Origin of the sequence: Bradyrhizobium sp. NDS-1, from assembly GCF_032918005.1 — a bacterium.
In the GTDB taxonomy this organism is placed as follows: domain Bacteria; phylum Pseudomonadota; class Alphaproteobacteria; order Rhizobiales; family Xanthobacteraceae; genus Bradyrhizobium; species Bradyrhizobium tunisiense.
The window spans coordinates 5,428,942-5,451,133 of record NZ_CP136628.1 but is presented as its reverse complement, the minus strand read 5'-3'; the positions used below and the strand labels follow the sequence as shown (position 1 = coordinate 5,451,133).

Here is a 22,192-nt window from a genome sequence, read left to right as displayed (position 1 = left end):
GTACCGCCACGCGAGGGGTCCCGATGACCAAACTTGCCCGCTTTGCCGTCGAACCGCTGCATGCGATGACCCGGCGTCTGGCCGATGTGGCCTCCGCACGTCTCGCGCCCGACCTCGTTGTGACCGGCGCCCGGGTGCTCTCGACCTATTCGGAGCGCATCCAACCCGGTCGGGAGATCTGGATCACCGGCGGGCGCATCGCCGCGGTGAAGCCAGCGGGTACGGCGAAGAAGGCCTGGAGCGGTGTCGCGACTTACGACGCGGCCGGCGGCATCATCGCGCCGGGCCTGGTCGATCCGCACATCCACATCGAATCCTCGATGGTGACGGCCTGCGCTTATGCGGAGGCGGCGCTGCTGAACGGCACCACCACGATCTTTTGCGACAGCCACGAGATCGGCAACGTCATGGACGTCGCCGGCGTCGAGGCGATGCTGGAGGACGCGCGCGAGGCGCCGCTCTCGATCTTCCTGACGGTGCCGAGCACGGTGCCGGCGACCTCGGCGGAACTGGAGACCGCCGGCGGAGACCTCACACCGGACAAGATCGCCGGCCTGTTCGATCGTTGGCCGGAGGCTGTCGCGCTCGGCGAGAAGATGGACTTTGTGCCGGTGACGATGGGCGACGAGCGTAGTCACGCCATCCTCGCGGCCGCCTTGAAGCGGGGCCGTCCCGTCTCTGGTCACGTCTACGGCCGCGAATTTGTTGCGGCCTATGCGGCGAGCGGCGTGACCGACACCCATGAGGCGATTGATCGCGACATCGCCGACGATCTGCTCGACGCTGGCGTCTGGGTGTTCCTGCGCGGCGGGCCGCCGACGACGCCATGGCACTCGCTGCCGCAGGCGATCCGCACGGTCACCGAGCTCGGGGCCTCTCACAAGCGCACCGCCGTGTGCACCGACGACCGCGATGCCGACGATCTCCTGCTGTTCGGTCTGGATTGGGTGGTGCGCGAAGCCGTGAAAGCCGGCATGTCGCCGGAACAGGCCTGGTCGATGGGCTCGCTGCATGGCGCAACCCGCTTCGGCATGGATGGCGATATCGGCGGGCTCGGCGGCGGACGCCGGGCCGATCTCGTGCTGATGGACGATCAGCTCAGGCCCCAATGTACCTGGTATGGCGGCGAGCTCGTGGTCGAGCATGGCAAGATCACGCCGCTTCTCGATCAGGCGCTGTCGCAGCGCTATCAATATCCGAAGGCTGCTTACGCCACCGTCAAACTGCCGGAGACGATGAAGCTGACGCCGGAGCTGCCGGCGACGGCCTGCACCGTCAATGCGATCAAGACCGCGCTGCCGGGCATTACGCTGATCCACGAGAAGGTCGCGATCGAGCCGGCAAAGGACTGGCCGTCGCTGTTCGCGCGGTACGGCCTCTGCTTCGTCACGGTGGTCGAGCGTCACGGCAAATCCGCGGGCAACGTTGCCCACGGCCTGCTGAAGGATTTTGGCCTCAAGCGCGGCGCAGTCGCCTCCAGCGTCGGGCACGACAGCCATAACATCATCGTCGCGGGCACCAACGAGGGCGATATGCATGCGGCAATATCAGCCATCAAAGCGCAACAGGGTGGTGTCTGCGTCGTCGCCGACGGCAAGGTGAGGGCGCTGGTCCCGCTGCCGATCGCGGGGCTCCTGTCCGACAAGCGCGTCACCGAAGTGGCCCAAGAGGTCAAGGCGCTGAAGAAGGAATGGGCCGAGGCCGGCTGCACCATCCCCTACATGGGTTTCAATTTGATTCCGCTATCGGTCATTCCGGAAATCCGCATCACCGACAAGGGCCTCGTGCTGGTGCCACAGATGGAGCTGGCGCCTCTGTTCGAGTAATCATCTTTCACGTGTATCTCGATCTAACCGATTGAGGCCGCCGCGTTTTTCCTGCGGCTGCCGCATCGTGGAAAATAAAATCGATCTCGTTGAGATCGCATGCCGCGCGCCCGATGATCTCGCTCGCTGACGCAACTTGAGCGAGGTCCGATATGGCGAAGATGCGAGCTATCGATGCTGCCGTGCGAATTCTTGAGAGAGAGGGCATCTCCACTGCCTTCGGGGTTCCCGGGGCCGCGATCAATCCGCTTTACTCGGCGCTGAAGAAGCGCGGCTCGATCCGCCACATTTTGGCACGCCACGTGGAGGGCGCTTCGCACATGGCGGAGGGCTACACCCGCGCCAAGGCCGGCAATATCGGCGTCTGCATTGGAACCTCGGGGCCGGCCGGCACCGACATGATCACCGGCCTCTATTCGGCGATCGCCGATTCCATTCCGATCCTCTGCATCACCGGGCAGGCGCCGCGCGCACGGCTCTACAAGGAGGATTTCCAGGCGGTCGACATCGAGTCGATTGCAAAGCCTGTGACCAAATGGGCGGTGACGGTGCGCGAGCCGGCGCTGGTGCCGCGTGTGTTCAGCCAGGCTTTTCACGTGATGCGCTCGGGCCGACCGGGGCCGGTGCTGATCGACATGCCGCTCGACGTGCAGCTCGCCGAAATCGAGTTCGACGACGAGACCTATGAGCCGTTGCCGGTCTACAAGCCGGCCGCGACGCGCAAGCAGGTCGAGAAGGCGCTGGAGATGCTCAATGCTGCCGAGCGTCCGCTGATCGTCGCGGGTGGCGGCATCATCAATGCCGACGCTTCGGACCTGCTGGTGGAATTCGCCGAGATCGCCAATGTGCCTGTCGTGCCGACCCTGATGGGGTGGGGCGCGATCCCCGACGATCACGTGCTGATGGCCGGCATGGTGGGTCTCCAGACCAGCCACCGCTACGGCAACGCCACCATGCTCGAATCCGACTTCGTGCTCGGTATCGGCAATCGCTGGGCCAACCGTCATACCGGCTCGGTCGAGACCTACACCAAGGGTCGCATCTTCGTGCATGTCGACATCGAGCCGACCCAGATCGGGCGCGTGTTCAATCCCGATCTCGGCATCGTCTCGGATGCGAAAGCCGCGCTCGAGCTGTTCGTCACCGTCGCCAGGGAGTGGCGGCGCTCGGGCAAGCTCCGCGAGCGCCAGGCGTGGCCCGCTGCCTGCCGAGATCGCAAGAAGACGATGCTGCGCAAGAGCCATTTCGAGAACGTCCCGATCAAGCCGCAGCGTGTCTACGAGGAGATGAACAAGGCGTTCGGTCGCGACACCACTTATGTCACCGTGATCGGCCTGTCGCAGATCGCCGGCGCGCAGTTTCTCGGTGTTTACAAGCCGCGCAACTGGATCAATGCCGGGCAGGCAGGGCCGCTCGGCTGGACGCTGCCCGCCGCGCTCGGCGTGCGTGCCGCGTGCCCGGATCGTGAGATCGTCGCGCTCTCAGGCGATTACGACTTCCAGTTCCTGATCGAGGAGCTCGCGGTCGGGGCGCAATTCAATCTGCCCTACATCCACGTCGTCGTGAACAACTCCTATCTCGGCCTGATCCGCCAGGCACAGCGCGGCTTCGACATGGACTATCACGTCCAGCTCTCGTTCGAGAACGTCAATGCGCCCGAGCTCAATGGATACGGCGTCGACCACGTCGCAGTCGCCGAAGGCCTCGGCTGCAAGGCCATCCGCGTCACCGACCCCAAGGATACGCAGGCGGCGTTCGCCACCGCGCGCGAATTGATGGCCAGGCACCGCGTGCCCGTGGTGGTCGAGTTCATCCTCGAACGCGTCACCAATATCGCGATGGGCACCGAGATCGACAACATCGTCGAGTTCGAGGAGGTGCTGGACCTTCCGCTCGACGAGGTCGCAACCACACGCGTGTTGCAGCCGGCGGAATAGGGGACCGTATCATGCCGAAATTTGCCGCCAACCTCACCATGCTCTTCAACGAGATGCCGTTCCTCGAGCGCTTCACGGCGGCGAAGGCCGCGGGCTTTGCCGGGGTCGAGTATCTCTTTCCCTACGACTTCGACAAGGCGCAGCTGCGCGAGCAGCTCGAGGCCTATGGGCTGAAGCAGGTTCTGCACAATCTCCCCGCAGGCAACTGGGCGGCAGGCGAGCGTGGCATCGCGATCCTGCCCGATCGCACCGCCGAATTTCGCGACGGCGTATTCCGCGCCATCGACTATGCCAAGGCGCTCGATTGCGAGCAGCTCAACTGTCTCGTCGGCATCGCGCCTGCTGACGCCGATCCGCGCGAGCTTCAGGAGACCCTGGTCGGCAATCTGCGCTTTGCGGCTTCGACGCTGGCGCGGGAGAACATCAAGCTTCTGGTCGAGCCGATCAACACGCTCGACATTCCCGGCTTCTTCCTCAACGGCACCGAGCAGGCGGTGCAGCTGACCTCGGACGTGCGGTCGAACAACCTCTTCATCCAGTACGACATCTACCACATGCAGATCATGGAGGGCGATCTGGCCCGCACCATGCAGGAATATCTGCCGCAGATTGCTCATATCCAGCTCGCCGACAATCCCGGCCGCCACGAGCCCGGCACCGGCGAGATCAACTATCCCTTCCTGTTCCGGCATCTCGACGCGATCGGCTATCGTGGCTGGGTCGGCTGCGAATACAAGCCGCGCACCACGACGCTGGAAGGGCTCTCGTGGCACGCAGCGCGGACATTCGAGACGTAGAGGACATGTCACGCTCGCGGTGCGCTCCCTCTCCCGCGCGCGGGAGAGGTGCACCGAGCGCGTGGATGGAATTTTGCGAAGACAACTGAGAGAAACCAGACATGATCGACATCGGCTTCATCGGACTTGGCACCATGGGACGGCCGATGGCCGGCCATCTTCTTGGCGCGGGCCATCGTGTTTTCCTGCACGACGTCGCGCCCGTTGCGCCGGAGCTGATCGCGGCCGGCGGCATTGCCTGCAAATCCGGCAAAGCGGTTGCGGAGGAGGCGGACGCGGTCATCATCATGGTGCCTGATACCCCGCATGTGGAGGCGGTGCTGTTCGGCAAGGACGGTGTCGCGAGCGGCATCTCCAAGGGCAAGATCGTCGTCGACATGAGCTCGATCTCGCCGCTGGCGACGAAGGAGTTCGCAAAGAAGATCGAGGCGCTGGGGGCTGACTATCTCGACGCGCCGGTGTCGGGTGGAGAGGTTGGCGCCAAGGCGGCGAGCCTCACCATCATGGTCGGCGGCCCGGAGCGGGCCTACAACACCATGAAACCGGCCTTCGACAAGATGGGCAAGAACGTCACCCGCGTCGGCGCCAATGGCGACGGCCAGACGACGAAGGTTGCCAACCAGATCATCGTCGCGCTGACGATCGAAGCAGTGAGCGAGGCGCTCCTGTTTGCATCGAAGGCCGGAGCCGATCCGGCGCTGGTGCGGCAGGCGCTGATGGGCGGTTTTGCCTCCTCGCGGATTCTCGAGGTCCACGGCGAGCGCATGGTGAAGCGCAATTTCGATCCCGGCTTCCGCATCGAGCTGCACCAGAAGGATCTCAACCTCGCGCTGGAAGGCGCGCGTGCGCTCGGCCTCTCGCTGCCGAGCACGGCGGTGGCGCAGCAATTGTTCTCGTCCTGCACCGCCCATGGCGGCAAGGCATGGGATCATTCGGCGATGGTGCGCGCGCTGGAACTGATGGCGGGTCACCAGATCACCGCAGCCTGAACTGTTACGCGGTAACAGTCTCCGGATCCTGTGTGTCTTTCGCCGCAGGGGAACTGGAACAATGGTCTCGCCCCGCGGTTGAAGGCGCATATCAATTATTGGAGTCTCAAGTCATGAAAACCCGTTTTGCGATTACGTTGGCTGCCGCGTCGCTGCTGGCGTCGAGCGCAGCCTTTGCTCAGTCGACGACCGAACAGGGCGCCAGGGATGGCGCGCGTGCGGGCGGCGACATCGGTGGCCCGGTCGGCGCGATGGTCGGCGGCACCGTTGGTGCGGCCGTCGGCGCGGGTCTCGAAATTCCGAATGCGATTCTCGGCGGAATCCCGCGAAGTGACTCGGTTGTCGTGGAGGAGCGCGTCGTGGTCGGCGAGCCGCTGCCTCCGACCGTCGTGCTGCGCCCGGTGCCTAACTACACCGAGTATCGCTATGCGGTCGTGAACGACCGCCGCGTGATCGTCGAGCCGCGCACCCGCCGCGTCGTGAAGATCATCGACTGATCGGCAGCAAACGTTAAGAGTTGAGAATAGGGGCCCTGCGGAATGTCACTCCGCGGGGCCTTCGCTTGTCGCGGCGGTGCCCGTGCGAAGGCGCGTGAGCAGCCAATCGACCCCGGCCGCGAGCGCAAAGCCCATGCAGGCGGTGAGCGCGTCGACCAGAAAATCCTCCAGCCGGGCGTGGCGTCCGGGTGCCCAAAACTGCATCAGCTCCAGCACGCCGATCAGGGCGACCGCAGCCGCTGCGCTCAGCACGCGCCGGCGCGGATAGGCGAGGCCAAAGGCCAATCCCACCAGGATGAAGGCAAGCGCATGTTCGCCGTCCTGGCCGAGGCCGGAATAGGGTCGCAAACCGGGGGGGCCAAGGGTCGCGAAGGTCACTGCGGCGGCGAGCAACCAGGCAATGAATCGAACTAAAATAGACATGCATTGCGCTTAGCACGGATCGGCAGTGGACCGGTACCGTCCTTCCATCAGATCGCCGTGTAGTTAATGTCGGAAAATTAAAGTGGCTCGCGCACGCCGAGCCCGTGCATGAAGCGTTCCCGGATCTGCACGGGATCGCGCCTCGTGGCGCCAACGCCGGGCTTGTCGTCGATACGGACCGCGATCAGGCTCGGCTCGGTGGCCGACATCGCCGCTTCGACCAGGCGTTCGAAATCCTCCTCGTCCGCCGCCCAGGCGCTGCTGGAAAGGCCGGAGCCGACGGCAATGGCAACGATGTCGGCGACACTTGCCGCAGGTGTCGGCTGTGCGCCGGTGATTTGGTAGATGCCATTGTCCATCACGACCATGATGAGGTTCCTCGGCTTCAGGCTCGCAATCGTCGAGAGCGCGCCGAGCTGCATCAACAGCGAGCCATCGCCTTCGAGCGCGAAGACGCGGCGGTCGGGCTGCGCCAGCGCGACCCCGAGCGCGATCGGAAAGGCGAGCCCCATGCTGCCCAGCATGTAGAAATTCTGCGGGCGGTGGCCGGCGGCCCAGAGGTCGAAATTGGTGTTGCCGATGCCGCCGATCACGGCTTCCTCGTGCTTCAGCTTTCCAATCAGGCGTGAGGTCACGTCGAAGCGGTTCATCACCTTGGTGTTGCCAGTGTTCATGTCGGTATTCATTTTGGCCGACCTCACTTGTCGAAGGTCTTGCCGCCGGTGAGCAGCGGGTTGAGGATCAGCGCCACGGGCGCCTGCGTGGTGACGGCCTGCTTGATCGAGCGGTCGGCAATGAATTCGAGCTCGTCGAGCCGGGTGATGGTGTGGTGTTCCAGAGCCAGCGAGTCCAGGACGGGCCGCATGGTGCGGCAGACCAGCGACTGCCCGTAGTTGAACTCGCCGAGCGTGCCGCGCTCGGAGACGAACATGATCAGCGGGATCTGATAGGGCACCGCCAGCGAGGCAAGGACGTTGGCGAGCGTGGCAAAGCCGGAGGTCTGCATCAGCACCGCGCCGCGCCGTCCGCCCATCCAGGCGCCCGAAACGATGCCGACCGCCTCCTCTTCGCGGGCGGTGGCGAAAGCGGTGAAGAAGGGATCGGCATGCAGGTTCTTGATCAGAGGGGTCAGCACGCGATCGGGCACGTAGGGGATGAGGCTGATCTCGTTCCGTTTCAGGGTCTGCAGGACGATGTCGTGCCAGCTGTTATCGCCCGCCGCCGGCGTCGCCTGCCGTTCCGCAATCGCCATCGCGTCCTCCCTGCAGCCGCGCATGCTTCTTGGGTCTGGCCGTCGCGGCGATCGGCCGAACTTGACGGAGCGGGCGGGATTGTCAACATGTCCGGGCCGCACCGTGATCTGCGCGGAACAGCCTGTCGTGGCCGGCGCCGCCATGTCATAAGCGGCGACAACGAAAAACGGGAGGGGGCACGGACGGGCGCGCATTGCGCTGACCCTTGCGGATCTCCCTCGATAGCCGGAAGGGTCCTGATGTCCGTCAACAGCAAGCGCGTCTTCTACGTCAAATATCTGGCCAATCCGATCTATATCGACATCCTGAAGGCGCGGCCTGACGTCCGGCTCGATCGCATCGAGAACGAGAGTCCGGAGGACTTCTACGCGCCGATCCTGAGCGCGGCGCATGTCTATCAGATCGGCGCCGCCCGGGACGAGCTCGCCCCCCATTTCCATGTCGATGCCGCCCTGCTGAAGCGTACGCCGAACCTGCTGCTGGTCTCAAGCAACGGCGCGGGCTTCGATCCAGTCGATGTCGAGGCCTGCACCGATGCGGGCGTGCTGGTCGTCAACCAGTCCGGCGGCAATGCTCATTCGGTCGCCGAGCACGCGCTGGCGATGATGCTGACGCTGTCCAAGCGCATCATCCAGTCCGATCGCCGCCTGCGCCGCGAGCGCGACGTCAACCGCAACGATCTCGTCGGCAACGAGGTCGAGCACAAGACCGTCGGCATCATCGGCCTCGGCAATGTCGGCCGCCGCATCGCCGCGCTGTGCAAGGGCCTGCTCGGCATGAAGGTGCTGGCCTATGATCCGTATCTCACCGCCGAGGTGATGGCCGAGCGAGGCGGCGAGAAGGTCGAGCTCGACGAGCTGTTGCGCCGTGCCGATTTCGTCTCGATCTCCTGCCCGCTCGACAAGGGTAGCCGCAACATGATCAGCACGCGCGAGTTCGCGCTGATGCAGCCGCATGCGTATTTCATCACTACGGCGCGCGGCTTCATCCACGACGAAGATGCGCTGCTCCAGGCCCTGCGTGACAAGCGCATCGCGGGTGCCGGCCTCGACGTCTGGTCCAAGGAGCCGCCGCCGCCGGATCATCCGCTGCTCCAGTTCGACAACGTGCTGGCGAGCCCGCACACCGCGGGCGTGACCATCGAGGCGCGCCAGAACATGGGCCGCATTGCTGCCGAGCAGGTGCTGGACACGCTCGACGGCAAGCGCCCGCCGCGTATCATCAATCCCGAGGTCTGGCCGGCTTACGCGGCGCGGTTCAAGCAGGCGTTCGGGGTGATGCCGGGGTAAGGACAACCGAAGCGACGCGGGGCGAGAAATCGCCCTTCGGCTTTGATCCGCGTCAAAATCTCCTTTCCCCGAACGGCTTAAATGGGACTAGAGTGCTGCCGGGGCAGCAGGAGGTGCCATGGCTACTTATGTCGTCAGGTTCATGAAGAACGTGCTCGGCGAGTACGGTCGGCAGTGCGAGGTCTGTCAGGGCACGCTCGAGGTCGACGCCGCCGACGAGGACGAGGCCACGGAGCGGGCGAAGGCAAGGTTCTGCAAGGACCAGGCGTTGCATCACTGGTCGCTGCATGCCGACCGCATCCAGGTCAGACCGGCTGACTTTCCGTCCTGAGCTCTAGCGGCCCGCCGCCATGACGGGCGGAGGCGCCGTTGTCCCGGCGCCGAGCGAGCGCTGCACCATGACGGTGTCGGACCAGCGGCCGTGGCGATAGGCGACGCCGCAAAGCAAGCCTGCGCGCGCGAAGCCGAATTTTTCGTGCAGCGCCAGCGAGGGCGCATTGTCGGCGTCGATATAGCCGATCATCTGGCGGAAGCCGGCCGCCGCGCACGCGTCGACGAGCTCCTGGAGCAGCAGCCGTCCGATCCCGCGGCCAAGGTGCTCGTGATGGACGTAGATCGAATGCTTGGCCGTGTAGCGATAAGCCGGCCGCTTGCGGAATAGCACGGCATAGGCATAGCCCACGACCGCGCCACGATAGGTGGCAACCAGGTGCGGCAGCCGGGTCTGCTTCAGGTTCTTACGCCGGTCACGCAGGTCGTCCGGCTCGGGCGCGCCGGTTCCTTCGACGTCGCGGGGCACGCCATTGCGGACATGATAGCGGTAGATCGCCAGCATCGCCTCGACATCGGTGTGACGTGAGGGGCGGACCAGAACCTGTTCGTCACTCGCGCGCGCAGCTGTTTCGTTCATCGGCACCTACTCGGCAACGACGTAAGTATAGAGCCCGATGCGGCCGTTCGCATCGAGCTCCTTGTAGACGCCCTGGATTTCCACATCGAAGCCCGGAAAGGTGTTGAAGCAGGTCTCGAACATCTTGAGATAATCAATCATGGGCCTGGCGCGCTCGTTGAGCCTTTCGCCCGGCACGATGGTGGCTATGCCCGGTGGATAGACCACGAAGGGCGTGGTGGCGATACGGCCCGCGATCGCCTCGATCGGCAGATAGTCGACGTCATTGCGGAACAGGTAACGCGCGGCGTCGCGGGGCGACATCGCGATCTCGGGCATGTGTTCCGGCATGAATTGCCGCGCCTGGAGTGCGCTGACATCCGCGGCGCGGAAGAAGCGGTGCATCTCGCCGCAGAGGTCGCGCAGGCGCGCGCCGGCATAGCGCGCCTGTCGCCGCTGGCAAAACTCGGGGATGACGTCGGCGAGCAGCGCGTTGTCGTCGTGCAGCTTCTTGAACGCCACGAGGCCCGAGATCAGCGTGCCGGCCTTGCTGGCTTCGACGCCGGGCGTGAGCAGGAAGAGCAGGGAGTTGAGGTCGTTCTTCTCGGGAACGATGCGGTTCTCACGGAGATATTGCGCGACGACCGGTGCGGGGATGCCGTGCTCAGCATAGGCGCCGGTGGTGCGATCGAAGCCGGGCGTCAGCAGCGTCAGCTTGTTCGGGTCGGTCATGGCAAAGCCCTCGGTGAGGCCGGGGAAGCCATGCCAGGCGCTGTCGGGAGAGAGCTGCCACAACGCGGGATTGGTGGCGAGCTCGTCGGTGGAGAGAGTCTCCCAGGCGACGTTGTGCGCAGCGCCGGGGCGGCTGACATCGGGAATGGCGACGCGATCCGGAACAAACGGTTCGAAGAACCAGCGCCGCTCCGGATTCTGCTCCTTCTCCTCGAACTCCCGGCGCATCGCCCGCATCTTCTTGCGCAGCTCAATGCCGAGCCGGATCGTGTCGTCCCACAGCACTTCGCCGGAGCGGCCCTTCATCATCTGCGCGCCGACGTCCAGTGACGCAAAGAGTGGATAGAAGGGCGAGGTCGAAGCGTGCTGCATGAAACTCTCGTTGAAGCGGCGGTGTTCGACGCGCCGCTTCTGGCCGCGGATGTGGCGGTCCTTGATGTGGATCTGCGAAGCCTGCGAGAAGCTGGCGAGCTGCTTGTGGGTCGACTGCGTGGCGATGATGCCGGGCGCTTCCGGGGGAAGGTTGGAGAGGCCCATGGCAAAGCGGCCGGCATAGAGCGGATGGAACTTCATGAAGCCGGCCCAGGCCTCGTCGAAGAGGATGTATTCGCACAGATGGCCGATGCGTTTCAGGATCATCTCGGCGCTGTGGATCGTGCCGTCATAGGTGGATTGCTCGACCACGGCGACGCGGAACGGCCGTTCCTTGCGCCAGGCCTCCTTGTCCGTGATCAGCGGGTGGCTGCGGATCGCCTCGCGCAAGGCCTTCTCGTCGAGCATGTCCCAGCGCATCGGGCCGATCAGGCCCCAGGCGTTGCGGACGGTCGGGACGTAGACCGGGACGCCGCCGTTGATCATCAGCGCGCCGTGATGGGCGGCCTTGTGGTTGTTGCGGTCGAACAGCACGAGATCGCCGTCGGTGACGAGCGCGCCGAGCGCGACCTTGTTCGAGGTCGAGGTGCCGTTGAGCACGAAATAGGTCTTCTCCGCGCCGAAAATCTGTGCGGCTTCCTTCTGCGCCCTCAGCGCCGGCCCCTCATGGGTGAGGAGATCGCCGAGATCGAGCACGGAATTGTCGAGGTCGTCGCGGAACACGGACTCGCCGAGATGCTCGACGAACACGCGCCCGATCGGGCTTCGGTTGTAGAACACGCCGCCATTGTGGCCCGGGCAGGTCCAGAGCTGGTTGCCTTCCTCGGCATAGTCGACCAGCGCGCCGAAGAACGGCGTTTTCAGCGTCTCGGCGTATTGCTTCAGGCGGCTGATCAGATTCTTGGCGATGAAGGTCGGCGTCTCCTCGGACAGGAAGACGTAGCCGTCGATGAAATCGAGCACCTCGACCGGCAAATCCTCGAACCGCTTGCGGCGGATCAGGAGGATGATCGGGAAGTCGAGGCCGCGGCGCCGCATCAAGTTGATCAGCGCCGAGGTCTTGCCTTCCAGTCCCTTCTTGCCCCAGTCCACCACCATGCAGCCGATCGCGGCGTCGGTCTGCACCGCCACCTCGGCGTCCTCCAGCTTGCGGGCCCGGACCACCTCGAAGCCGGAGCGCTGGATCTCCTCGATGATCTGGTTGAAGCGGATGCCTTCGAGATCGTCGGCATCGAAAACAGGCGCGGCGAACAGGAAGTTGAAACGCTTGAAATAGTCCATGTCAGGTCCCGAATGTGGAGGAGACACAGCTCTCGGCACATTCGATGACAGTTGGATGACAACCCGAGTGCCGCGGGATTGTTCGAGTGTCTACGCCCTCAGTCCAGCAGCTTGTCCAGTGTGATCGGGAAGCGCCGGATGCGCTTGCCGGTGGCATGATAGACGGCGTTTGCGATCGCCGCAGGCACCCCGACGATTCCGATTTCGCCGAGACCCTTGACGCCGAGCTTGTTGATCCGGTCATCCGGCTCGTCGACGAAGATGACGTCGATGTCGTGAATGTCGGCATTCACGGGAATGTGGTACTCGGCGATGTTCGCGTTCATGATGCGGCCGAAGCGGTGGTCCATCACCGTCTCCTCGTGAAGCGCCATTCCGATGCCCCAGACCACGCCACCCATGATCTGGCTGCGGCCGGTCTTGGTATTCAGGATGCGCCCGGCTGCGATCGCGCTCACGACCCGCGTCACACGGATCACGCCGAGCTCTTCATCCACCTTGACCTCGGCGAAGACGGCGGAATGCGTGTTGCGCGCGTGCGACTTGTCCTCGGTGAACTGGTTGAGCATCTCCTTTTCGATCCGCTCGAGCTTGCTGTGGCGCATGATGTCCGAGATGGAGACGGCGGTCCCGTCCTTGCCGCTGCCGGCGAGCATGCCGTCGGCAAAGGTAATGCTGGCGGGATCGACGTCGGCAATTGGCGAACCCGGCATCGCCTTGGCGTGCCGAACGAGTTCCTGGCGGATCTCCTCGGCTGCTCCCAACACGGCGTGCGCGCTGGACGCCGCCATCCAGGATCCACCCTGGACAGGAGCTTGTGGCAAGGTCGAGTCGGCGAGCCTGACGCTGATGTTCTCGATCGGCAGGCCGAGGGCGTCGGCCGCGACCTGCGCCACGATGGTGTACGTGCCGGTGCCGATGTCGGACGCGGCGCAGGAGACCTCTGCATGGCCGTTGGCCGTCAGCACAATGCGGACTGCGACCGGCATCTGCAACGCCTCCCATACTCCCGTCGCCATACCCCAACCGACCAGTTCCTTGCCGTCTCGCATCGAGCGCGGCGCGGAATTCCGCCGGGCCCAGCCGAAGGCTTCAGCGCCGCGGGCGTAGCACTCGCGCAATTGCTTGCTGGTGTAGGGCAGGTCCCCGGTCTGGTCGCGGTCAGAATAGCACTTCAGACGCAGATCAACCGGGTCGAGCTTGAGTGCGACAGCCAATTCGTCCATCGCGCATTCGAGTGCGCAGACGCCCGTTGCCGCGCCCGGTGCACGCATGTCGCTGGGCGTGACGACGTCGAGGGGAACGAGCTTGTGGGAGGAGCGGCTGTTGGGGCTTTTGTAGAGCTGCTCCGCCCAGCCGGTATCGTTGCGCGAGAAATCCTCGTAGCGCGAGGTTACCGCAATCGCTTCGTGCGTGACCGCATCGAGCGTGCCGTCCGGCCTTGCACCGAGCGCAACGCGCTCGATCGTCATGGGACGATAGCCAAGGCCGTACATCTGCTGCCGGGTCAGCACGACACGCACAGGCCGCTTCAATGCGAGCGCGGCAAGTGTTGCCAGCACCACCTGGTGCTGTGGCCGAAGAGCGGAGCCGAAGGCGCCGCCGACATAGGGCGAGATCACGCGGATGTCGTCCGGCTTCTTTCCCAGAACGCCGCAGAGGAACTTCTGCACGTTCTGGACGCCTTGCGTCTTGTCGTAGACGGTGAGCCGGCCGCTGTCGTCCCAGACGGCCGTCGTTGCGAATAGCTCCATCGGATTGTGATGCTCGGTCGGAAGCAAATAGTCCGCTTCATGACGGACGGCCGCCTGCGTCATTGCCGCTTCGGCATCACCGCGCGGCTTGTGCGGCTGCTCGACTTCGGAAGCCCTGCCGCGTTCGGATTCGAGATCGGTCGCAAACGCCTCCTGCTCGTACTCGACGCGAACGCGCGTTGCCGCGAATTTGGCGGTCTCCCAATCCTCGGCGACGACGAGCGCGATCGGCTGGCCGTTGAACTTGATCCTGTCGTCGTAGAGCGGACGGAAAGGCGAGCCCTTCTCCGGCGCCACCTCGTCTTTCCAGGCTTCGTCCTTATCGGCGAGGGGCGGGCGATTCGCATGGGTCAGCACGTTGACCACACCCTTGACCTTCAGCGCCTCGCTCGTGTCGAGGTGGGCGATGCGCCCGCGCGGAATGGTTGCCTCGACTACAAACCCATGAAGCAGACGGTCTGCCTCGAATTCTCCGGCATACTTCGCGGCTCCGGTGACCTTGGCACGGCCGTCGACGCGCGACGTTGGTGTTCCGACATAGGCGTTCATCGGTGCCTCACGCGATCTTCTTGTGAGCTTGGGATTGCGGCGTGGCGTTCGTGGCCTGCATCAGAGCCCGCACGACGGCTCGGCGCGCCAGCTCGATCTTGAATCCATTGTGTGAACCGGCGGTTGCTCCCTGCAGCAACAGATCGGCGGCGTGCCCGAAATGATCCGGTGTCGCGGCCTGGCCGCGCAACGCCGCTTCGGCCTCGAGACTTCGCCAAGGCTTGTGAGCGACGCCGCCGAGGGCAAGGCGCGCTTCGCTGATCGCGTTGCCCTCCAGTTCGAGCGCCACTGCAACCGAGACCAGGGCGAAAGCGTAGGACAGCCGGTCGCGGATCTTCAGATAGCTGTAGTTCTGGGTAAAGCTGTGCGGCGGCAGTTCGATGGCAGTGATGATCTCACCTCTGCCCAGAATCGTATCGAGATGAGGCTTGTCGTCCGGAAGCCGATGGAAATCCGTCAGCGCAACGGTGCGCGCGTCCACGGGACCGGCGATGTGCACGAGCGCGCCGAGCGCGGCCAGCGCCACGCTCATATCGGATGGATTGGTCGCGATGCAGGACTTGCTGGCACCGAGGATAGCGTGGTTGCGGTTGAGCCCGTCGAGTGCCGAGCAGCCCGTGCCGGGGCTTCGCTTGTTGCAGGGCGTCGTGGTGTCATAGAAGTAGGCGCAGCGCGTTCGCTGCATCAGGTTTCCACCGACCGAAGCCATGTTACGCAGCTGCGCGGAGGCGCCGGCGAGGATGGCGCTGGCGAGCAGGGGGTAGCGCTGCTCGATCAGCGGGTGGTAGGCGAGGTCCGAATTCGTCACCAAGGCGCCGATACGCAGGCCGCCATCGGCGGCCTCCTCGATGCCGCGAAGCGGCAGGCGGGAAATGTCGATCAGGCGAGAAGGCCGTTCGACGTTCTCCTTCATCAGGTCGATCAGGTTGGTGCCGCCGGCAATGAGCTTTGCGCTCGGATCGGTGGAGAGCAGGCGAATGGCATCAGCGACGTCGCTTGCGCGGGAGTATTGGAAGTTGTTCATGATCGGCTCATGGCCTGCTCGATCGCAGCGACGATGTTGGGGTAAGCACCGCAGCGGCAGAGATTTCCGCTCATCAATTCCCGGATCTCGTCGGCGTCGCGTGCCCGGCCTTCGGCCAACAGGCCCGCAGCAGAACAAATCTGTCCCGGCGTGCAATAGCCGCACTGAAACGCATCATGATCGATGAAGGCCTGCTGCAGGGGATGCAGCGTGCCGTCCTTACCCAGGCCTTCGATCGTCGTGATCTCGGCGCCATCCTTCATGACGGCGAGCGTCAGGCAGGAATTGACCCGTCTTCCGTCGACCAGCACGGTGCAGGCGCCGCATTGGCCGTGATCGCAGCCCTTCTTGGTGCCGGTCAACGCCAGCCGGTCACGCAGGGCATCCAGAAGCGTGGTCCACGGCGCGACTTCGAGTGTGCGCTTGGTCCCATTGACGAGGAGGCTGATTGGAATGCGTTCGAGGGGCTGATCGGTCATATCGGCCATATTCGTTTCCCTGCGGAGGGGCCGAGCTGCGCGAGTTTGCATGCAGACAAGAGGATGCGTTGCCGCCGCTGGCCAATAGCGCCCAACGGATGACGGGATGCTTGGTTCCCACCGGTGCTCGGATCGCCCGGACGAGATCAGCGCTTGGTGTCGGCGAACACCACGGTCGGCACAGCGCGGCTCACGACCTCGCGCAGCGCGAAACTGGATTGCACGCGGGCGACGCGGGGCAGCCGCGACAGTTCGGTGCGATGGATGCGCTCGAAATCCTGGATGTCGCGGGCGAGCACGATCAGGATGTAGTCGTCAGTGCCCGACATCAGGAAGCAGCGCACGACGGAGGGGCATTTCACCACCTCGGCCTCGAATGCCTTCAGTGCGTCGTCGCTCTGGCTTTCCAGCGCGATCCGCACCAGCACCGTCGTGGTGAGGCCGAACTTCGCGAGGTCGAGCGCAGCCTGATAGGCCTGAATGTAGCCGTCGTCCTCCAGTGCCTTCTGCCGCCGAGCCATTGCGGTGCTCGATAGCCCGACCTTGCTGGCAAGCTCGGTGTGGCTGGCCCGCGCATTGGTGGTGAGTTCCGCGAGGATGGCGAGGTCTTTCCGGTCGAGGGCCAAGGTTTCGATTCCAGCGTGAAAGGAGGTTTCCGCGCCGGAAACCGGCGCGCAGCCTTTGAACCTAGCGGATATTTGCATGAAACCAAACCGCCGCCATCGCTACGATGATGAGTGGAATCAATGCTTTGGAGGAGCAGAAGATGCGCGTCGGTGTTCCCAGGGAAATTAAGGTGCAGGAATATCGCGTCGGACTCACTCCCGGCGCGGTCCGTGAATATGTCGCCGCCGGGCACCAGGTCACGGTAGAAACCGGCGCCGGCAGCGGCATCGGCGCATCGGATGAGGTCTATCGGCGGGCAGGGGCCGCGATCGCCGAAAGCGCCCGCGATATCTTCGTCAAGTCCGACATGATCGTGAAGGTGAAGGAGCCTCAGAAAAGCGAATGGGCGCAGCTCCGGGAAGGCCAGATCCTGTTCACCTATCTCCATCTCGCGCCGGACCCGGAGCAAGCCAAGGGCCTGCTCGCCTCCGGCTGCACTGCGATCGCCTATGAGACCGTCACGGATGCGAGTGGCCACCTCCCGCTGCTCGCGCCGATGAGCGAAGTCGCCGGCCGCATCGCCATCGAGGCTGCCGGCGCCGCGCTCAGGCGATCGGCGGGCGGGCGCGGGCTGCTGCTCGGCGGGGTGCCGGGCGTACAACCGGCGCGGGTGGTCGTGCTGGGCGGCGGGGTGGTCGGAACGCAGGCGGCGCGCATGGCAGCAGGGCTCGGCGCCGAGGTCACGGTGATCGACCGCTCCATTCCTCGCCTGCGCCAGCTGGACGATCTATTTGCCGGGCGCGTGCGCACCCGCTTCTCGACGATCGAGTCGGTCGAGGAGGAGGTGTTCGCCGCCGACGTCGTGATCGGCGCGGTGCTGGTGCCGGGCGCAAGTGCGCCGAAGCTGGTCACCCGCGCGATGTTGTCATCGATGCGTCCGGGCGCCGTGCTGGTCGACGTCGCTATCGACCAGGGCGGCTGTTTCGAGACCTCGCATCCGACCACGCATAGCGATCCGACCTACGAAGTCGACGGCATCGTGCATTATTGCGTCGCCAACATGCCGGGCGCGGTGCCGGTGACGTCGAGCCAGGCGCTGAACAACGCCACGCTGCCGTTCGGCCTGATGCTCGCGGGCAAAGGCTTTGCCGCGGCGCTGGAAAATCCGCATCTGCGCAACGGACTCAACGTGCATCGCGGCCGGATCACGAACAAGGCGGTGGCGGAAAGCCTGGGCCTGGAGTTCGCTCCGGTCGAGAGCGGTCTGGCGGCGTAGTTTTTCTTCCCTTCTCCCCCTTGTGGGAGAAGGTGGCGCGAAGCGCCGGATGAGGGGTTTGCTCCGCGTCCAACACCGTTCGCAAGGACCTCTCACGCGGCTTTGCTGTCGCGAAGCCACCCTCTCCCACAAGGGAGAGGGTGCACTACCGCTGCGGCGCCAGCATTCTACGCCTTCGTCAGCCTGTACTGCCGCAGATCCGGATCATGCGTCATGCGCCAGTAATCCACGAAGCGCCATGGCATCGCCGAGAACACGCGACCGCTGGAATTGCGGTAGTAGGTGCTCATGCCCTTGTGGGTCCAGATCATCGCCTCGTGCTCGGCGTCGACCTTGCGGACGTAGTCGTCGAGCACGTCCGGACGGACGTCGACGGCGGCGACGTCGTGCTCGATCATATCGGCGAGGCAGGCCGAGATGTAGCGGCTCTGGCATTCCGACTGGAAGATGACGCTGCCGCCATGCGCGGGACCGGAGTTCGGCCCAAGCATGCAGAAGAAGTTCGGAAAGCCCGGCACGGTGAGGCCGAGATACGCGGTCGGATTGTCGTTTGCCCAGGCTTCGCGCAAGTTCCTGCCGTCGCGGCCGCTGATGTTGAGGCGCGCGGCCATTTCCGTGACCTTGAAGCCGGTGGCAACCACGATGATGTCGGCGGGCCGGTGCTTGCCATCGGCGGTGACGACGCCGCTCTCGTCGAAACGATCGATCGCATCGGTGACCAGTTCGACATTTGGCCGGGTCAACGTCCTGTACCAGTTGTTGTCGAGCAGTATGCGCTTGCCGTAGGGCGGATAGGTCGGCACGCATTTTTCGATCAGATCGGGCCGGTCCATCAACTCGGAGAGGATGAAATCGGTGAGTTCCTGGCGGTGCCGGTCATTGCCCTTGTTGACGGCGCGCTCGGGATGCGGCCAGGCGGGGTCCTTGCGCAGGAAAGGCAACAGGCCGTCGCCGTAGCGCCAGAACATATTGAAGCGATACCACTGCACATAGAACGGCAGGTGCGCCAGCAGCCAGCGCGCGCCCTCGCTGATCGGATCGGAATAGCCCTTCACCGGCCGCGCCCATTGCGCGCTGCGCTGATAGACCGTGACGGAGGCGACACGGCCGGCGATCGACGGCACCAGCTGCATCGAGGTCGCGCCGGTGCCGATCACCGCGACATGCTTGCCGTCAAGCTCGATGTCGTCCGACCACAGCGCCGAATGCAGCATCGTTCCCTTGAAACTGTCCTCGCCCTTGAACTGTGCGCGGGAGGGATCGTTGAGCTGGCCGATGGCCGACACCAGCGCGGTGGACTCGAAAATCTCTTCGCCGTCCTTCGTTTTCAGCGTCGAGATCCAGCGCCGCTTGCCTTCGTCCCAGCGCGATGAGGTTAGCTCGGTGTTGACGCGCAGATGCTTGCGGATGCCGTATTGGTCGGCGACCTTCTTGAGATAGCCGAGCAACTCCTCGCGCTGGCAGAAGTAGCGTGTCCATGCGTTGCCGGAGCCGAACGAGTAGGAATAGGAATGGTTCGGCGTGTCGACACCGCAGCCGGGATAGCGGTTGATCCACCAGGTGCCGCCGAGTTCGTCATTCTTCTCGACGATAGTATAGGGAATGCCGAGATGGCCGAGCGCGACGCCGAGCGCGATGGCGCAGACGCCGGCGCCGACGATGAGCACATGCTGGTCCGCGAGCTTTTCGTCCGACGGACGCTTGGTCCAGCGCGCCTGCCGCGCCACAAAGCCCATCTCCTCGCGCATCAGCGGGGCGTATTCAGGCGCGACGTTCTCGCCGAGGCAGGCGCGCATCATCTTCAGCAGCAGCTCTTCGCCGGGATCGGCGATGACAGGCTTCGGCGTACCATTGGCAAATAGCTTGACGACCGCGGCGCGGATCTCGTCCTGAATGTCCCGGGGCACGCCGGCCTCAGGATCTGGGATGAGGCGGATGTCGCGCTTGGGCAAGTAGGGCGGCGCGAGCCATTTCTCGTCGCCGGTCATGTGCACCAGCACCATCAGGAGACAGCGGATGTCGCCTTCGGCGATAGCTGAGGTGAGGTCGAGCGGCTGTTGTGGAGATGCGATATTCATGGCGTGTCCTGATCTCCGGAGGCAGTGAAGAGGCCGCGCGTCATCAGCTTGCGATAGGCGGAGATGACGTGGTCGGGCACGGCGGTGACGACGCCTTCCGAATAGGAGTAGCGCCGGCTGAGATAGCCGCGCGAGCCCATCAGCATGTGGACGATCGCCTCGAATTCTTCGTCGTCGTAATCCTCGATCGCGCCGGCAAGGCGAGCCCGACGCAGGATGCGGACATAAGCAGTCGCGATGTTGTCGAGATGTTTCTGGTAGCCGATCGGCGCAAAGAACTCGGCTTCGTTGAGGATGCGGAGGAATTCCGGGACCTCGCGGATGAAGTCGAAGAAGGCGGCGAAGCGCTCGATCTCCTGCCGAGCCGCGTGCGCGGTGCCGGTGCGGGCGCGGATGAACTCGACCATGTCGAGGCCGATTTTGGGTAGCAGCTGGTCGAGCAACTCCTGCCGGTTCTCGAAATGATTGTAGAAAGTGCCTTGCGCCACGCCGGCCTGCTCCGTGATGCGCGCGACCGAGGCTTCGGCATATCCATGCTTGCCGACCACCTTGGTGGCAGCCTCGAAGATCTTCTGCTTGGTCCAGGCGTTGCGCTCGATACGGTTGAGCTTTGTGACCTTCGCGGTGGCTGGTCCTTGATTCATGCCACGGTCTCCAGTTCGGCGCGCAGCACGCGCTTGAGAATTTTTCCGGATGGGTTACGCGGGAGGCTGTCGCGAAGGATCAGCTCTTTCGGCACCTTGAAGCTTGCGAGGCGCGCCCGGCAATGCTCGGTGAGAGCAGGGAGCTCCAGCGCGGCGCCTTCCGCCAAGACAATGATGGCAACCGGCCGCTCGCCCCAGCGTGCGTCGCGCAGGCCGATCACCGCGACTTCGCGCACCTCGGGCAATTCATAGATGACGCGCTCGACCTCGGAGGAGGCGATGTTCTCGCCGCCGGAGATGATCATGTCCTTCTTGCGGTCGGTCAGGTACAGGAACCCTTCCTCGTCGAGATAGCCGATATCACCGCTGCGAAACCAGTCGCCGAAGAAGGTCGATGCCGTCTTCTGCGGGTCGTTCCAGTAGCCGCGCGTGATCTTCGGTCCGCGTAGGCAGATCTCGCCGTTGACGTTGGGCGGCAGCGTCTTGCCGTCCTCGTCGCGGATCTGGATCTCGACGTGGGCGATGGCGCGCCCGGTCGAGCCGATCTTCTCGATCTCGCGGCCCGCGTCCATGAAGGTGTCACCGCCCACGGTTTCGGTGAGGCCATAGGCATCGATATAGCGCGCGTTTCGGAAATAGTCGGAGAAGGCGCGGATGCGCATCTCCGGCGTCTTCTCGCCGCCGCCGACCGCCCATTGCAGGCTGGAGACGTCGTAGCGGTCGCGCGTCGGGCAGGTCAGCATCGCCGTGGTCATCACAGGGGCAAACCAGGCTGCGTTGAGCTTGTCCTCGGCGATGGCAGAAAGCGCCGTCTCCGGTTCGAAATTGCGCTCGATGCGAATGAACCCGCCATGCCAGAGCACGGCGATGCCGGGCAGATCGAGCGCGCCGACGTGATAGAGCGGACCGACCACGAGCAGCCGCGTGTCGGCACCGAGGCCGAGCGCGATCGTTTGATCCGCGGACTTCCAGTAGAAATTGTCGTAGGTGAGCATCACGCCCTTGGGGCGGTCCGTCGTGCCCGAGGTGTACATCAGCCGCATCAGGTCGGATGGCGCGCGGACATGCATGGGCGCGGCCGGCGTGTCGCCCGCCAGATGCGTGACGCTCTGCTGCGCAGTCTCGTCGAGCACGACAATCCTTGCGCCCACCGCGTTCGCGGCGAGTTCTTCATCGGCGATCAACAGCCGCGCGCCGGCATTGCCGGCGATGTAGCCGACCTCGTCGCGGGACAAGCGAAAGTTGATCGGCAGGAACACCGCGCCGAGATGGCTGGTCGCGAAGACGAGCTCGAGGAACGCCGCGCTGTTCTTCATCAGCACCGCGACGACGTCGCCGTCGCGGATGCCCTGCGCGGCGAGCCAGCCGGCGGCCTGGCGGACGCGCGCATCGAAGACCGCGTAGGAAATCTCTTCGCCGCGATATTTCAGCGCAGGCCGCTCCGGCGTGCGCCGGGCATGAAAGGCGATGAAGCTCGACAGGTTGATCATTGCGCGT

The 22,192-nt window shown here is 64.5% G+C and carries 20 protein-coding genes; 8 read left to right on the top strand and 12 right to left on the bottom strand.

Annotation, left to right across the window (positions count from 1 at the left end):
• The first annotated feature begins 23 nt into the window (after positions 1 to 23).
• The 5 genes from RX330_RS25500 (at position 24) to RX330_RS25480 (ending at position 6,046) form a co-directional block, all read left to right on the top strand.
• Positions 24 to 1,826, top strand: coding sequence for an adenine deaminase C-terminal domain-containing protein (locus RX330_RS25500; protein ID WP_317240303.1), 1,803 nt, complete (start codon positions 24 to 26; stop codon positions 1,824 to 1,826).
• A gap of 152 nt (positions 1,827 to 1,978) precedes the next feature.
• Positions 1,979 to 3,763, top strand: a complete 1,785-nt coding sequence (gene gcl / locus RX330_RS25495) for a glyoxylate carboligase (protein ID WP_317240302.1) — start codon at positions 1,979 to 1,981, stop codon at positions 3,761 to 3,763.
• Between the two features lie 11 nt (positions 3,764 to 3,774).
• Entirely contained in the window at positions 3,775 to 4,560 is a 786-nt protein-coding gene (hyi, locus tag RX330_RS25490) for a hydroxypyruvate isomerase (protein WP_317240301.1), read from the top strand.
• Positions 4,561 to 4,661: 101 nt separating this feature from the next.
• Positions 4,662 to 5,549 carry a 2-hydroxy-3-oxopropionate reductase gene (locus RX330_RS25485; RefSeq protein ID WP_317240300.1) on the top strand — a complete coding sequence of 296 codons (888 nt, stop codon included), beginning with the start codon at positions 4,662 to 4,664 and terminating at the stop codon, positions 5,547 to 5,549.
• A gap of 113 nt (positions 5,550 to 5,662) precedes the next feature.
• Positions 5,663 to 6,046, top strand: a complete 384-nt coding sequence (locus tag RX330_RS25480) for a DUF1236 domain-containing protein (protein WP_212092360.1) — start codon at positions 5,663 to 5,665, stop codon at positions 6,044 to 6,046.
• 45 nt (positions 6,047 to 6,091) lie between these two features.
• Here RX330_RS25480 and RX330_RS25475 read toward each other — a convergent pair whose 3' ends face one another.
• The 3 genes from RX330_RS25475 to RX330_RS25465 form a co-directional block, all read right to left on the bottom strand.
• On the bottom strand, positions 6,092 to 6,469 hold the full coding sequence (locus RX330_RS25475) for a VanZ family protein (RefSeq protein ID WP_317240299.1): 378 nt from the start codon (positions 6,467 to 6,469) through the stop codon (positions 6,092 to 6,094).
• Positions 6,470 to 6,546: 77 nt separating this feature from the next.
• A complete protein-coding gene (locus tag RX330_RS25470; RefSeq protein WP_212092362.1) occupies positions 6,547 to 7,155 on the bottom strand; it encodes a thiamine pyrophosphate-dependent enzyme in 609 nt (202 codons plus the stop codon).
• 11 nt (positions 7,156 to 7,166) lie between these two features.
• Complete coding sequence (locus RX330_RS25465; RefSeq protein WP_212092363.1) at positions 7,167 to 7,721, bottom strand: thiamine pyrophosphate-binding protein; 555 nt, start codon at positions 7,719 to 7,721, stop codon at positions 7,167 to 7,169.
• A gap of 240 nt (positions 7,722 to 7,961) precedes the next feature.
• Here RX330_RS25465 and RX330_RS25460 point away from each other — a divergent pair, with 240 nt between their 5' ends.
• A complete protein-coding gene (locus RX330_RS25460; protein ID WP_317240298.1) occupies positions 7,962 to 9,011 on the top strand; it encodes a hydroxyacid dehydrogenase in 1,050 nt (349 codons plus the stop codon).
• Positions 9,012 to 9,129: 118 nt separating this feature from the next.
• Entirely contained in the window at positions 9,130 to 9,342 is a 213-nt protein-coding gene (locus tag RX330_RS25455; protein ID WP_212092365.1) for a hypothetical protein, read from the top strand.
• Between the two features lie 3 nt (positions 9,343 to 9,345).
• Here RX330_RS25455 and RX330_RS25450 read toward each other — a convergent pair whose 3' ends face one another.
• The 6 genes from RX330_RS25450 to RX330_RS25425 form a co-directional block, all read right to left on the bottom strand.
• Entirely contained in the window at positions 9,346 to 9,921 is a 576-nt protein-coding gene (locus RX330_RS25450; protein ID WP_317240297.1) for a GNAT family N-acetyltransferase, read from the bottom strand.
• Positions 9,922 to 9,927: 6 nt separating this feature from the next.
• Positions 9,928 to 12,285, bottom strand: coding sequence for an Orn/Lys/Arg decarboxylase N-terminal domain-containing protein (locus RX330_RS25445; protein ID WP_317240296.1), 2,358 nt, complete (start codon positions 12,283 to 12,285; stop codon positions 9,928 to 9,930).
• Positions 12,286 to 12,383: 98 nt separating this feature from the next.
• Entirely contained in the window at positions 12,384 to 14,588 is a 2,205-nt protein-coding gene (locus RX330_RS25440; RefSeq protein ID WP_317240295.1) for a xanthine dehydrogenase family protein molybdopterin-binding subunit, read from the bottom strand.
• A 7-nt stretch (positions 14,589 to 14,595) separates the two neighbouring features.
• Positions 14,596 to 15,612, bottom strand: a complete 1,017-nt coding sequence (locus RX330_RS25435; RefSeq protein WP_317240294.1) for an FAD binding domain-containing protein — start codon at positions 15,610 to 15,612, stop codon at positions 14,596 to 14,598.
• Positions 15,609 to 16,100, bottom strand: a complete 492-nt coding sequence (locus RX330_RS25430; RefSeq protein ID WP_212092370.1) for a (2Fe-2S)-binding protein — start codon at positions 16,098 to 16,100, stop codon at positions 15,609 to 15,611. Before RX330_RS25430 ends, RX330_RS25435 begins: the two co-directional genes overlap by 4 nt.
• Before the next feature lie 137 nt (positions 16,101 to 16,237).
• Positions 16,238 to 16,717, bottom strand: coding sequence for an Lrp/AsnC family transcriptional regulator (locus RX330_RS25425; RefSeq protein ID WP_212092371.1), 480 nt, complete (start codon positions 16,715 to 16,717; stop codon positions 16,238 to 16,240).
• A 140-nt stretch (positions 16,718 to 16,857) separates the two neighbouring features.
• Between RX330_RS25425 and ald the strand changes: the two genes are divergently transcribed.
• Positions 16,858 to 17,973, top strand: a complete 1,116-nt coding sequence (ald, locus tag RX330_RS25420) for an alanine dehydrogenase (protein ID WP_317240293.1) — start codon at positions 16,858 to 16,860, stop codon at positions 17,971 to 17,973.
• 167 nt (positions 17,974 to 18,140) lie between these two features.
• Here the strand turns inward: ald and RX330_RS25415 are convergent, their stop codons facing one another.
• The 3 genes from RX330_RS25415 to RX330_RS25405 are packed head-to-tail and all read right to left on the bottom strand — an operon-like array spanning position 18,141 to position 22,185.
• On the bottom strand, positions 18,141 to 20,051 hold the full coding sequence (locus RX330_RS25415) for a flavin-containing monooxygenase (protein ID WP_317240292.1): 1,911 nt from the start codon (positions 20,049 to 20,051) through the stop codon (positions 18,141 to 18,143).
• On the bottom strand, positions 20,048 to 20,695 hold the full coding sequence (locus RX330_RS25410; protein WP_317240291.1) for a TetR/AcrR family transcriptional regulator: 648 nt from the start codon (positions 20,693 to 20,695) through the stop codon (positions 20,048 to 20,050). The genes RX330_RS25415 and RX330_RS25410 overlap by 4 nt, the downstream gene beginning before the upstream one ends.
• Positions 20,692 to 22,185 (bottom strand): AMP-binding protein, encoded by a 1,494-nt coding sequence (locus tag RX330_RS25405; RefSeq protein ID WP_317240290.1) that lies wholly within the window; start codon positions 22,183 to 22,185, stop codon positions 20,692 to 20,694. Before RX330_RS25405 ends, RX330_RS25410 begins: the two co-directional genes overlap by 4 nt.
• Positions 22,186 to 22,192 lie beyond the last annotated feature (7 nt).

Excerpts from the sequence above, each read along its gene's own strand:
- RX330_RS25465 (WP_212092363.1), bottom strand. The coding sequence starts at position 7,721 with ATGGCGATTGCGGAACGGCAGGCGACGCCGGCGGCGGGCGATAACAGC.
- RX330_RS25455 (WP_212092365.1), top strand. The coding sequence starts at position 9,130 with ATGGCTACTTATGTCGTCAGGTTCATGAAGAACGTGCTCGGCGAGTAC.
- RX330_RS25435 (WP_317240294.1), bottom strand. The coding sequence starts at position 15,612 with ATGAACAACTTCCAATACTCCCGCGCAAGCGACGTCGCTGATGCCATT.
- RX330_RS25430 (WP_212092370.1), bottom strand. The coding sequence starts at position 16,100 with ATGGCCGATATGACCGATCAGCCCCTCGAACGCATTCCAATCAGCCTC.
- RX330_RS25445 (WP_317240296.1), bottom strand. The coding sequence starts at position 12,285 with ATGGACTATTTCAAGCGTTTCAACTTCCTGTTCGCCGCGCCTGTTTTC.
- hyi (WP_317240301.1), top strand. The coding sequence starts at position 3,775 with ATGCCGAAATTTGCCGCCAACCTCACCATGCTCTTCAACGAGATGCCG.
- RX330_RS25460 (WP_317240298.1), top strand. The coding sequence starts at position 7,962 with ATGTCCGTCAACAGCAAGCGCGTCTTCTACGTCAAATATCTGGCCAAT.
- RX330_RS25470 (WP_212092362.1), bottom strand. The coding sequence starts at position 7,155 with ATGAATACCGACATGAACACTGGCAACACCAAGGTGATGAACCGCTTC.
- RX330_RS25500 (WP_317240303.1), top strand. The coding sequence starts at position 24 with ATGACCAAACTTGCCCGCTTTGCCGTCGAACCGCTGCATGCGATGACC.
- RX330_RS25415 (WP_317240292.1), bottom strand. The coding sequence starts at position 20,051 with ATGAATATCGCATCTCCACAACAGCCGCTCGACCTCACCTCAGCTATC.
- RX330_RS25410 (WP_317240291.1), bottom strand. The coding sequence starts at position 20,695 with ATGAATCAAGGACCAGCCACCGCGAAGGTCACAAAGCTCAACCGTATC.
- RX330_RS25405 (WP_317240290.1), bottom strand. The coding sequence starts at position 22,185 with ATGATCAACCTGTCGAGCTTCATCGCCTTTCATGCCCGGCGCACGCCG.
- RX330_RS25440 (WP_317240295.1), bottom strand. The coding sequence starts at position 14,588 with ATGAACGCCTATGTCGGAACACCAACGTCGCGCGTCGACGGCCGTGCC.
- gcl (WP_317240302.1), top strand. The coding sequence starts at position 1,979 with ATGGCGAAGATGCGAGCTATCGATGCTGCCGTGCGAATTCTTGAGAGA.
- RX330_RS25475 (WP_317240299.1), bottom strand. The coding sequence starts at position 6,469 with ATGTCTATTTTAGTTCGATTCATTGCCTGGTTGCTCGCCGCCGCAGTG.
- ald (WP_317240293.1), top strand. The coding sequence starts at position 16,858 with ATGCGCGTCGGTGTTCCCAGGGAAATTAAGGTGCAGGAATATCGCGTC.
- RX330_RS25480 (WP_212092360.1), top strand. The coding sequence starts at position 5,663 with ATGAAAACCCGTTTTGCGATTACGTTGGCTGCCGCGTCGCTGCTGGCG.
- RX330_RS25450 (WP_317240297.1), bottom strand. The coding sequence starts at position 9,921 with ATGAACGAAACAGCTGCGCGCGCGAGTGACGAACAGGTTCTGGTCCGC.
- RX330_RS25485 (WP_317240300.1), top strand. The coding sequence starts at position 4,662 with ATGATCGACATCGGCTTCATCGGACTTGGCACCATGGGACGGCCGATG.